The following is a 12963-nucleotide window of genomic DNA, read 5'->3' as shown; positions in this document are numbered from 1 at the left end:
GGGCACTGTTGAACAGGGAAGAGATGTGACAGAAGGTCATAAATCGGAGAAAAAGATTGCTGTGATCGGCAAAGAATGAAGACCGCTCTTTGGGGTGGATTCGAAGCCGCTGTGGGAAGCTTGCTTGCAAGCGAATTGCCAACGGCAGGGACAACAATTCGCTGCCAAGGCAGCTCCCACAGTGGGTTCGTGGTTAGAGTTGGGAATGAAAGGATATGTGATCGCCTTCGATCACCGGCAAGCGCTAAACCATGTTGCCAACCAGCCGGGAACTATCACTGGTGGGACCAAACAGCTTTCGAGACAGGATGGCCTTGGTGACCGCGTGTTGGCGATTGCGCGCATGGAGTTTTTCGCAGGCGTGGTGAACGTGGTACACCACGGTACGTTCGCTGATGCCGAGCAGAGCGCCGATTTCCGCGTTGGTCTTGCCTTCACTGGCCCAAAGCAAACACTCCCGTTCCCGTTGAGTGAGCGGTGTGCCGCCATCGGGCTCCATCAGGTCGTCGTCTTCTTTCCGGGTCAGACCCCGGGTTTTATCCAACAGGACCTGTCCCAGCAAAGAAGCGTATGGCAGGTAGCGGCGAATACAGAGATCCGCTTCCTCGTCATCATGATCACAGATCAAATCCAGCCGCGCCAAAACGCCATTGGCCTGACTCAAGGGCACGGTGCAACCACTTAATAGTCCGTGTTGGGCCCGCGCCGCCATGACGCGCAGATAACCCCGGTGCTGGTAACCGGGCAGCGCCATGATCTGCTTCCAATCCATGGGCAGGGTACGAGTAGCGGCGTAATGAACGAGGGGATCCTGATCCGGCTCTCTATCCATTTCAGGCCGGCGGCCATTGACCGGCAAATTGTGCAAGGTGACCGGGTCGCGGCCTGTCAGCGCATGCTGCCCGCGCAGCGAAAAATAGTAAAAGCGAAACCCGTGCATCTGAATCAGATACGTGGTGGCGGCATGCAGGCGCGCCAGCGTGGTCACCCGGGTCATCGCCAATATCTGACTGGCCGCGTCACGGTCGTAGAACATCCTTGTGCCTCCTGGCAATGTCCCCGGAGCGGGCTTGCTCCGGGGTTCAACCGAGATGATCAGCGCGACTCGAGTCCCCGGCGCTCAGCGGGCGTCAACATGCCCGTCTGGTTCGCCGACAACGGCCCCGCCCCCAACACCTGTACCATCCCCTCCCCAGGACGAGAGGCCGGGGCGGCGCTGGTCCGGTCGCCTCCCACTTCCAGCCGTTCCTGGCCGTAACCGAGAATTTCCACGCTGATAATGGAAGGCTGGTTCTGCTGATAGCGCCGCCCCACCTGCTCCGCCGCCTGCACCGCACTGGAAGCGGCGTTGCTGGCGCTGGTCAGGGCGCCCACGTTCACCGCCGCCACCGCCGGCAGGCCGGTGGAGTCCCCTTGCACCTGGATGTTTTCCGCGTTCACCACCTGCAACGCCGCCACATTGATACTGCCGGACACACGAATACCCGCCTCGCCAGCATCGATCACGCCCAGCGGCGCGATCAGATCGATGTCTCCTGGCGGCACTTCCGGGATCGGCGCCAGAGTGGCGATGCCCGCGCCGGTGCTGGGCACCGACGGCGACAGGGTGACAACACCCAGACTGTCGTAGGTGCGGCGCGGCGGCGTGTACACCAAGGTAGTTTTGGCACCGCGGCCGGCGTTGATGTCACCAGCGTTGGACCAGGCGAAGATGTCGCCGCCGTAGGTGGTCATGATGCGGGACAGGCCCAGCGCGATGTCGCCCTGGCTGAACAGCTGAATATCGCCGCTGCCCTGAGTGAGGATGCCATTGTCGCCGTTCTCCGGGCGCACTGATTCCAGGCCGATGATCAAATCACCGCCGGGCACCAGCATCTGGATGTCGCCGCCGCCTTCGGTGCGGATCAGACCGGAGCGCTCGGTATTCCCATCCTGAGTCGTGAACATGGTGAAGTCACCCTGGTAACCGGAGGTGCCCATTTCACTATCCATCTCCGGCAGCAGGGTCTCGATCACGCGGCGGCCACGCAGGTAGCTGCCGAAACGGGGTCCTTCGGAATCCGTGTACTCCCGTCCCCCTTCCCGCAGTTCCGCGTAATAGAGCTCGCGCAAGAAGATACGCTGCTGCTCCGGTGCCAGATTCTGGAAATAGGCCAGGGCATCGGTGAGGTCCAGACCCGTTAGCCCGAAACGCTGTTCCAGCCACGCCCTCAGTTCTTCGTCGTACACCTTGACGACCTTGTCCGGTTGCTCGGCCAGAGGCCTTCCGGCCTCGGCCAGATTGGCCGGATCCAGATAGCGATCGATGAGCGCCTGATAATCCGGGCCGGACGCGCCCATGCCGACATTGATGACGATGTCAGCGCCGCCGTTCTGATCACCGCCGACGACATCACCAAAAGCCCCGAGAGTACGAATCTGCCCCCGGTCGGCCTGATAGAAACCGCGCCCCGCGGTCAGCTCCAGCGCGCCTCCGCCCATCACTTTGGTGTTGATGTGAATCAGATCGCGCCCCGCCTCGATGATCGAGACGTCCGTCGGCCCATAGTGCCCCAGCGCCGATGGCTGGCCCCCCGCGGTTGCGCCCCCATATTCAACGATATCCCGGCCGGCGCGAACATGAGCCGGACGCCCGGCCTGATTGATAAGACGCTCACTCCGGATGCCATAGTAGCCATAGTAGAGCTGGTAGATATCGCCATCACGGGCATAGAACCGCGCGGGGGATACCTCTGTACCGAGCAAATCCGGGTCATAGGCCGACGACAACCCCAGGTTGTAGATGGCGTCTCCGGCCAGAAATTCCAGCCACCCATCCGCGGAGGTGTCGGCCACTGATCCCAAAGGGGAATTACTAGGAGTGCTAGCATTGCCATAAATCGTGCCCTCCGCGGCGACCACACTGAAACGGGCGGGAAGAAGTATGGCGTCATTTGATACTGCTCCTACCCCCATATTCCCGCCGGCACTGAACAGCATAGCCTCGGTCAGTTCGGTCCACAGCTTCACATCGCCGCTGTTCAGGTTCTCCGCGTTGACAATCTGGTCACCGTAGGTGTGTACCCGGGCCTGGGCATCGCCCAGCATCAGACGTAATCCACCATGAACTCTCCGGTCAACCAGTAGCAGATTCTCATCCGGCCGGGGATCCGTGGTGTTATTGGCAACAGCATAAGTGTGCCAAATCTGGCCGACGGCTCCGGCCCGCAGCAGCACATCGCCGCGCAGATTCGCTGTATATCCATCTGTTTCCCCCAAGGTGTCGGTCCCTCTAGCCTCCCAGCTGTTGACCACGCCCCCTACTTCCAGCCTTAAGTCGCCACCGCCATACTTGCGCCCTTCGCCATCGGCATTTTCCCAACCAGTGGAGCCTACCGCCAGCGACAAGCCGCCCGGTCTGGCGCTGCCATCACTCGGGCCATAGGAATACACGCCAAAGTCCCCGCCTACCGATACAGAGAGATTACCGCCACCGAGAGTACCGATACCGTCAAAGGCAATCAGCTCGTCAGCGGCACCATAACTGCCGGTATTGAGCCACCAGGCCAGGGCGCCGCTCTCCGGATCACTCCAGGTCCACAGCCAGTCGGAAATCTGTCCCTTTCGCGAGTAAGTGTTGCCCCTCATATCCCGACCCGCGCTCACCAGCACGTTGCCGCCGCCGGAGGCATAGAAACCGCCACTTTGTTCGGCCACTTCCCGATAACCACTGCCACTGCCCGGCAGCGTGGCGGGATCCCGTTGTTTATCCGGCGCCTCCACGGCCTCCACCGCGGTTCCGGCGGTATAGACCCCGAAGGGGGTCTCCTGCTGATAATCCCGGGCAGCGATCAACTCCAGGTCACCGCTGCCGGTACGGATCACACTGATTCCCTCCAGCGTATCGGCGCTCCCCGAATGATGTCTCACCTGGTAGGGGTTACTCAGCGTCAGGTCACCTTCGCTACCCTCGAGTGTTGAACGGCGGTCCGCCGCGGCCAGGTCCGCGCCGGCGACCAGCTTCAGATCCCAGCTTTGCATTCCTTCCGGCAACAGCGCCGCCAGCGGCCAGATGATCTGTTCCTGCTCGCCACCGCCGAATGAGGAGACAGCCAACCCGGCGGGCAGCGTATCGCCGACGTTCAACTCGATGGGGCTATTGAATTCATCCGCACTCGAGACTCCCAAGCCAGCCAACTCGTTCCCCGCCGGGATGACAACAGCGCCGTCAAAGCTAATAGCAACAGCTCTTCCGGAAAATGCGCTCCCCGCCCGAACTACCGACCCCACCGGCAAAGTGATCATTCCAAGGGTCGTACCGGCGTCGATCACATCACTGTAGGTCACCCCGGTCCGGGCATCCGTTACTGGTTCCGAGAGCAAAATGACGCCTTGATCCAGGGTCGTGTTAGCCAATCTTGTGCGATTGTTCACGGTGATATCGACGGGAACCTGGGCATCGGCATTCATCAATTGCAGATGCCTAGTCACAGTCAGATCAAAAGGCAGAGTGCCACCCGTGTCATATACAACGCCCAAATTCCAGCCGGCAGCCAGGATCAGCTGCTCGGACAAAGTGTAGCTCTCCGTTAATTGGCCGCGATTATCCAGCAGTCCGTCGGGCAGTTCGAAATCAACGGGATATCTGTCATCCGGAGTGGTCGGTGGCCGATAGAAACCATCGGTGACATTGCCATTCACATCAAGGTCACCCCCGGCGCGCATCACGAACACCCCGGCGGTGCCGCTACCGTACACAGCATCATCGGCGTCCGGTCCGTAGCGGTATCCGGCAAAATCCAGATCACCATCGATACGCAGATTGCCGTCCTCGGTGGCGGAGACGATCTCCACGCCCGGGCGCAGAGAGAAGACCTCGCCGGCGGCGTCTTTCAGGCTCACCAAGCGCTGTTGCAACTCGTCGTTGGCCAGGGCCGCGTTGATGAAGTCCTTGCTATGCTCATGGACACCATCAAGACCATCCCAATGCGGATTTTCTTCCTCACCTTCAGGCACTCTCTCTTTCGTTTTATCCAACCAATCCTGGTCGACAACCTGGGTGTTTTTGTTCTCAGGATCATCCGGGGCGTCATCGTAGGTCCAGAATCCGTTCACCGACACCCGCTTGGCACCGTTCACCGTCAGGTTGTCACCGGCATCCACCGCTACGTCATTACCCGTTGCCGATGTTTCAGATGGATCGCCCAGGCGGTGGGCATTCAGGTCGATGGTGCCACGGGCTTCGCCACCAGCGCCCACATCCAGAGTGACGTTATCGCCCAGCGCCAAACGGCCGTCCCGGCTGGTCAGGTTGATGATGGCCCGGTTGCTGCCCTCGATGGGGTCACCATGACTATCCACTTTCAGGGTGTCGCCACTGGCGTCCAGGGTCGCGCTGTCCTCCACCCGTAGATCATTGGCGGCGGCCAGGTAGATACTGCCGGCGTACTTACCACCGGCACGCAGATTGCCGTTGACGATCAGGTCGCCGCCATTGGTGGTGGCCTCGATATGGCGGGCGCGGACTTCCTCGTCCAGAGTCAGGTCGCCTTCGTTGGTTTCGAAGCCGCGCAGGTAATCAAAGCCGCCGTCGGTGAGGCGTTGATTGAGCGCCACGAAACCGGGCAAGGTATTGGCCTTGATACGTAGGGTGCCGCCTTCGCCCTCCCCTTCCGGGTCCTCCTCGGGATTACGAGCAACCAGCTCACCAGCCAGGTCCACGGTGCCGTTGACGGCGGTGGCTTCCAGTTTGCCCGCGTCGCTGTATGGCGCGGACACATCGATACGGGAGCCCGCGACCTGCTGGACATTGCCTTCAACGCTTTCCAGGCTGACCGCGCCGCCGAAGCTGTACCGGGTGACATCGAAAAACTCCACCGCCCGGCCAGCCACGTTGATCAGGCTGCCGTCGGCCAGCAGCAGATCCTCGGTGGCTTCGATGGCCACCTTGCCGCTAGGGGCGATGATGCTGCCCTCGACACGGACACTGTTGCCTTCCAAGGTCAGTTGAGCGCCCAGATCCAGGTCCGCCGGGTCCACGGCGGCTGCATCGGCAGGCCGGGTAACCAGCAGGTTGCCGCCGGTCCGGTAGGTCATTTCGGAACCGGCCTGGCCGGTGAGCACCGGGGAGCTCAGGGTCAGATTACCGCCGCTGCGTGTGCCATCGCTATCCTGCCGGTAAACGGACAAAGCGCCGTACAGGTCGCTGGTGATCCTTTCCCGCGCCTGGAAAGTGACCTCACCGAAGCCCAGCATCAGACGCTCCAGGGTGGCGTTGGCGGTTTGCTCACCCACCAGACCATTGAAGCCAAACACCACTTCATTGGCGTCCACCAGGAAGCCGCCGCTGCCGGTCCCCGCGCCGCCATCGATAACCTCGCCCGGCGTCACCGAGACATAGTCCGGAACGGAAGGGGTCCCCCAATTTTCACCCAGCCCGCTCCAGTTGAAGCGGTCGGTACGGATCGTCACGGTGTCGCCTTCACCGCCCAGACCGTAAATGGCCGGGGAGATAAAACGCAGGGCGGCGCGGGATTCGCCGGTGGCGGGGTCGTAGGTATCCAAAGTCACGGGACCGAAGAAATTAATGGCGCCGGCCGCCTGCAAACTGAAGCTCTCAAGTTCACCCAAAGCGAGCAAACCATCCAGGATACCTTGGTTCAGCCGCCAGCCGTCGGACAGCACACCCCGCGCCTCCGCCTCGGCCAAGGCATCGTCTGTGCCGATATTAATGTCTTCCAGCGAGAGCAGCAGATCCTTTGCGCTCAGATCGATATCGCCGACGGTGATACCGCCGGGGGCCGCCAGCGCCACGGTGCCTTCACCGTGTAGCGCCACCCCATCCTCAATACGCACACTGCCAGGACCTTCGGCCGCGCCGAGCTGCATCAGATCGTTACTGACCACCAACAGACCGGTACCACTATTAGTGTCGATCAGAAAACCATTTTCCGCGGTCCAGCCGGCCGAACCCCGTTCCCGGCTGTCCAGGACCGCGCCGGATTCCACCACCACCGCGTCCGCGCCATTACCGGCCAGCAACAGAGTCCCGGCGCGCAAAGTGGCCCCGGAGCGCACTGTCGTGCTACCCGATGAGCCCGCAGTTCCAATGGCCCCGGGTGGTGTCAAACCCAAGGCCAGCACGCTGGCGTCCAGATCGTTCAATTGGTCGGCATCGAGGGAAACACGGTCATCCGTGCCGTCACTGCCCTCACCCAGTACTTCCAGGTGGTTGCCATGGAACGAGATCAATCCACCACGGCCGCCCTCCACCCGTTCGTTCACCAGGGTTCCCGCGAATTGGAAGGCCGCCTTCCCGGTCAGCTCCGCATTGGTGAAATCGAACACCAGCGGGCGAGCCTGTTCCGGAAGCAAAGGCTGCATGATCGAGGTATCGCCGAAACGCGCCAACTGCGTGGCCATCCATTGGGACAAGGTGGTTTCGTTATAGCTGGCGTAGCGGCGCACCGTATCGCCGGACATCACCGAAGCCCATAACGGCAGTTTTCCGACTGTCCCGGTAAGGGCATTGGTGGTTTCCACCGCGGTCCGATACACACCCGGGGCCGCCGTGGCAATACCGGGTACGGCGTATTGGGCGGCGTCACTCCCCAGTTCCACCCGGAACCCGCCGGGCATCAAGGCGTATTCCGCTGGAAGCAGAGTATAGGTGCCCGCCGCCAGGCCGGGCACACCGTCGCCAATGGTGATCTGTTGTCCCACCTTGGAACCCGTATCCAGGGCCGGGTCGAGAGGGGCCTGGCCCTCGGCCAGACCGGGGACGATAGCGTAAACCCGGGCATTGCTGTCACCGGCGTGCCAGGGGGACGCATTGACCAGAGCGGTATTAAGGATGTCCACGGATCCGCCCCGTCCGGAGGTGAACCCCACGCCTCTCAGCTCTCCGCCGGCACTGACGTCGACCACGGCGCCCTCGCTGGCCGCGAAGGTTCGGGAATCGAAGTAGATGCCGCCCCAGGCCCTCTGAGACTGTTCATCACCTTGGCTGCCAGCGCCACCGGACCTGTCGTAAACCACCTCGGAACCGTTATAGAAGTATTTCAATCCGTCGGCGGTATAACCGTAGGGCAACACTAAACCGGCGGCGCTGATCGAGGTGATACTGCCGGCCTCGAGCTGCACGTCCATGTCCAGATTGCTGAAATACCGGGGAGACGTGTTGTACTTCAGATTCCGTTCCGTCCCATCCCGGGAGAAGTCGATCCTTCCCAACGGTGCCAATAGCACGCCGGCCTGCTCAATTCGCGGCGCCTGCAGGGTAAGGAAGCCGAACGCGGACAGTGGCGCCGCCACGTCCCCTTCCCCTTCTCTTTCGAAACGCAACACCGCATCTTCGATCGGATCAGCATCACGCCCTTCACCGCTGAGCCCCACACGGATCAGGTTCGAGCTGTGCGTGGTGGGGTACAATCGCTCGGAGATAAAACGCAGTTCTTTGCCGGTCATCACGTCCGCGTTGGTAAGGCGGATATCACCGCGGCTGTGTAACGTCACGGAGGCAAAACCCGGTAGATCCACCTCGGCATACCCGGCGGGCGTTTCATAGCGTCCCTGGGCCCCGAATGTCAGAGCGCCTTCCCCCAGATCAATAAGATCCGCGGTCACCGTGAAACGGCTGGAATCAGACGTCGCTGCCGATAACGGCGCCCAGTTATCGTAATCGAGACGAGGAAACACCCCGCCAGCATCGCCACCGGCAGGCAAGGTCGTCCGGCCCGCCAGAGCCACATGGGGAGCGTCCAGAGCAACGGCGATATCCGGCGTGTCCGGTGACGCGGCGATGGTGGCGGCGGTCAGAGACAGGCTGCCGGGCAGCGCCAGATCAGTGTCTCCCTCGAAGAGAATACCGTCCCGGGCCCAGAGCGCGAGATGGTCAATACCCGTGTTCTCAAGATCACCCACCGCGATCCGGGCCTGGCCAAAAGCCAGTTCCTCGCCGTAACCGGAATCACCGTTCTGACTGATGGTAATGTTGCGTAGAACCGCGCGCGGATCGTCGGGGTCCGAGGTATTAACGCCACGGCCCTCGAGCATCAGATCAAGGCGACCACCGTCTGCGTCATCACCACCGGCATCGGCACGGAGCGTACCGTCGAAATAGATACCCGATGTGGAACGCATCGCCAGACCGCCTCCCGAACTTGCCACGGAGGTCGATCCGGACGTTCCCAGATCCAGATCCGCACGGGTACCGGATACGTCGATCAAAGCGCCTTCGCGTACCACCACGAACGCATCGCTCAACTCAAGAAAACCCGTGCCACTGTTCATCTCCTCGGGGCGGTACGCGCCGAGAGTCACGGTGCCGCCATCCCAGACTTCACCATAACGGCGCCCGGCCGGCCCGGTCATCACATAGGCCCGGCCCGCCGCGTCCAGCACCGCCGTCTCGCCGATCACCAGGGTCCCTTCGGTGCCCGGATAAGAGCTCGACAGAATCGCGATCTCTCCGCCGGGCGCTCTCAGGGTGCCTTCCACGGCAACGGTGTTGCCACCGGAAATCACTATGGACTGCCCCGGATCGACGCTGATTTCAGCCCCACTCTGAACCTGAATGTCGCCGAAAACACCACGCCGTTCCGAGGTCAAGGTCAGGCTGGCTCCTCGGCGCTGTTGCGCGGTGCCGGCCAGGGGGTCCTCCAGATAGAGCGGTGGCAGCCAGAGTGCCAAAGCCTGGTTAAGGCTATTGGCCCGCGCGGCCTGATCCGTACGACGCAAAACCGGCATCATCACCGCCAAATCAGCGTCTCCGGACACCGTCAAGCCTCCACGTCCGTTGATGTCATAGGCACTGAAGCCGCTTTGCAGCAACGCCTCATCCAGCCTCAACATCGACGCCGGTTCCTCGCCGGAAGCCTCTTCGCTATTCCCGGGCGTGCCACCGAGGACAATGGCCTGACCCTGCCCGGATTCAATGGTCAGCACGCCGCCGCCGTCCACGCCATAACCTCTGAGGGTACCGTTTGTGCTCAAAGCGGCATCCGGGGCGGTACTGCTGTTCAATGCCACACTGGCACTCAGGGTGATGTCCCCGCCACGCCCTCCCAGCTGTTCTCCGTCCGCCTTCAAGGCGGCCCCGGAAGACACATCAACCAGGCTGCCTTCCGCCAGAGTCACGTCCTGAGTGCCTTCGATGGTGACATCGCCGCCATCCACATAGGCCTGCTTCCAGTTCTCACCGCTTTCCAACAGGCCGTTGCTCCACAGGCCACGGGTATCCAACTGCCCGTTTTCGCTCAGACGCAATTCGCTGTTTCCATCTTCGTCCGTGAAAGCAATCGGGGTCGTGTTGACGACACCGTCCGGTGTCAGAATGTTGGTCAGCGTGATATCGCCCCCCCGGGCGGTGACGGAGGCATCCACCTCCAACTGCCCGGACACCAGACGCAACTGCCCGCCCTCGGCCAGGGTCAGGTCGTTCTCCACCGCAATGCTGCCACCAGACACCAGATCCAGGCCACCGAGGCTCTGTTCATTCAAACGGTTGGCGTCCAGCCACACGGTATTGAGCCGTTCGCTGAGGTCGGATTCCAGGGTGAGCTGTTCGCTGATGTCGTCGAACTCACCGATGCGGATGTCGCTGCCGTAGGCGTTTTCCAGGCCGTACTGGCCATAACGCCCCACCGCCAGGCGGCCACGGCGGGCCACCCGGTTCTGCGCTTGCTGGTAGCTGTCCCGGCCGGCGTCCTGGGCCTGGTTCTGGCGCTCGCCCTGGAATACTTCGGCGACGATGTCGCCCTCCAGCACGGCGGTGGGGGCGTTGATGATCAGGGTGCCGGCGTCGCGGCCCACGGTGTAGCCGTTTTCCAGTTGACGCTCCGGCGCGATCAGCGGATTGCGCCAGGCGTCGGTTTGCCCCCAGCGTTCGCTGACCCGTTCATAGCCCTGATAGATACCCGTGTAAAGCATGCTCGCCGGGGCGGTGGCGGCGTCGTACAGTCTGCCGTCGGCGCCTTTGAGCCAGGTTTTGGCGATATAGCCGGTCTGCACATCAAGGGTACCGCCGGACAGGTTCACCGACGAGCCGGTCTGGGTCACCACTTCACTGCCGCCGAGCAGCACGGTGCCGCCCGCCGCCGACCATTCCCCGATGCCGTGGCCCTGGGTATCCAGGTAGCCGCTCACTTCCAACAGACCGCCGGCTGTATACCACCGATCCGTTTCGTAGCCGCCGGTGCCGGCGGGCACGAAGATCAGGTTGCGGCGATCGACCCAGACATCGCCATTGTTGAGTCCGCCGTTATCGCGGTTGTCCGGAGAATCCCGCTGCTCATTACCCTGCACGTTGATCAGGACGTTGTTGGATTCCATCGCCACCTTCACACCCAAGGAGCCGGACACGTCCAGTTCCGAGCCCGCGTTCAGGTGGGTGCGGCGGCCAGCGTCCACGGCGATCTGGCCGCCGGTGGCCAGGGTCAGGGAATCCTTCTCGAACACCACGTCGCCGCCGGAGACGATTTCCACCCGGGACTGGTCGCGGCGGTCGGACATCAGCCCGATGTTGTCGAAGGCGCCGGTGATCATGTCATCACGCAGGCCATCCAGTTCCGCCGACGACTCGATCAAGGCGTCGCGCTGATTGTCCAGGGCGGTCTCGCCGTCGTCCTCGATCACCACCGTGGTCACCGCCCCCTCGCCCAGAGTCACCTTGCCTTCGGCGTCGCTGGCCGAGTTGAGCAGATGGACGGTGCCCCGGGTGTTCACCGTGGTGGTGGCCATGGCCACGCCCTGTTGGCGCACGTCATGACCGGTGAGGGTGATGTCCCCTTCCCGCGCCACGATCAGGCCTTCATTGGTGACGGTGCCGGCGTCGCTGCCGGCTTCCCAGGTGCTGGCCACTTCGTTGCCACGGGTGGTGGAGGCCTGGTTGGCTTCGGTGCCCGCGCCCTTGCGAATGTAGAAATCCTCACCGGCGGCCAGGGTGGTCTGGCCCCGGCGGGTAGTGATTTCCCCGGCGTTGTTCACCTCCCGGCCCATCAGCAGCACATAGCCGCCGCCCTGGGTCACCGATTCCGGTTCGTGGGTGGTGATGCGGGCGCCAGCGTCCACCGTCACGTTGCCGGCGGCGTCGGTGAAGGTGGGCTGGGAGCCGTTGGTGTCGATGTACAGGCCGCGTTCGGTGAATTGTTCGTCGCTGATGTCGGCGGCGGCGGCCACCAGGTTGCGTACGTTGACCTGACTTGAGCCGCTGAACACCACACCGTTGCGGTTGACGATCATCACCGTGCCGTCGCCCTGGAGCCGGCCCTGGATCTGGCTGGGGCGAGCGCTGGGGTCGTTGACCCGGTTCAGCACCGCCCAGTTGGCTTGCTGGTCGAAGTCCACGGTGGTGTCGCGGCCGACGTTGAAGGTCTCCCAGTTGAGGATGGCCTTGTCGGCGGTTTGTCCGATGCTGACGGTGGTGTGGCCGTCCTTGGTGGTCTGGGTCGGGTCCTCGGCATTGAGCCAGCCGGCGGTGTCCGGGTTCACATCGACCTTGAGGCCACCTTCACCGAGGCCGTTGGGAATGTTTGAGGCGGCCTGCTGGGCGGCCCTGCGAGCCGCTTCCTGAGCCGCTCTCTGGGCGGCAACGGCAGCGGCGGTGCGGCCGAGGTTGTTGATCGAGTGTTGCAGTTGTTCGCGGGCGCGCTGCTGCTGTGACAGCGGCGGCGGTGTCCCCACGCCGTTACCCGGGCGCGGTTGCGCGGTGCCGGAACGCATGGCGCTGAACCACTCGGCACTGAACGGGCGTGAACCGGCGTCGGCCTGCCCGGCGCCCACCGCCAGAATCGAGGCCACGGCCAGAGCCAGCGGCTTGCGGGAAATCACGGAACGTACCGGAGTGCGACGGGCCGGTCTGGTGTTTTTCATCAGCATGAAATAGGCGCTCTCAACAACGACTGTGGACGACCACCAAGGCGATGGCGGTGCACGCGACGGGCGCGCCCCGCATCCCTACACGCTAGCGACGGCGGCCACGGCACA

2 protein-coding genes are annotated in these 12963 nt (G+C 62.7%); both read right to left on the bottom strand.

What is annotated here, in order from left to right:
• Positions 1 to 244 precede the first annotated feature (244 nt).
• Entirely contained in the window at positions 245 to 1036 is a 792-nt protein-coding gene (locus MA04_RS02065) for a LuxR family transcriptional regulator (protein WP_262459294.1), read from the bottom strand.
• A 59-nt stretch (positions 1037 to 1095) separates the two neighbouring features.
• Entirely contained in the window at positions 1096 to 12855 is an 11760-nt protein-coding gene (locus MA04_RS02060) for a filamentous hemagglutinin family protein (RefSeq protein ID WP_262459293.1), read from the bottom strand.
• Between the last annotated feature and the right edge of the window lie 108 nt (positions 12856 to 12963).

The sequence above is a fragment of the Alloalcanivorax balearicus MACL04 genome, assembly GCF_025532145.1.
Taxonomy (GTDB): domain Bacteria; phylum Pseudomonadota; class Gammaproteobacteria; order Pseudomonadales; family Alcanivoracaceae; genus Alloalcanivorax; species Alloalcanivorax balearicus.
This window is presented reverse-complemented; position numbering and strand designations above follow the sequence as displayed.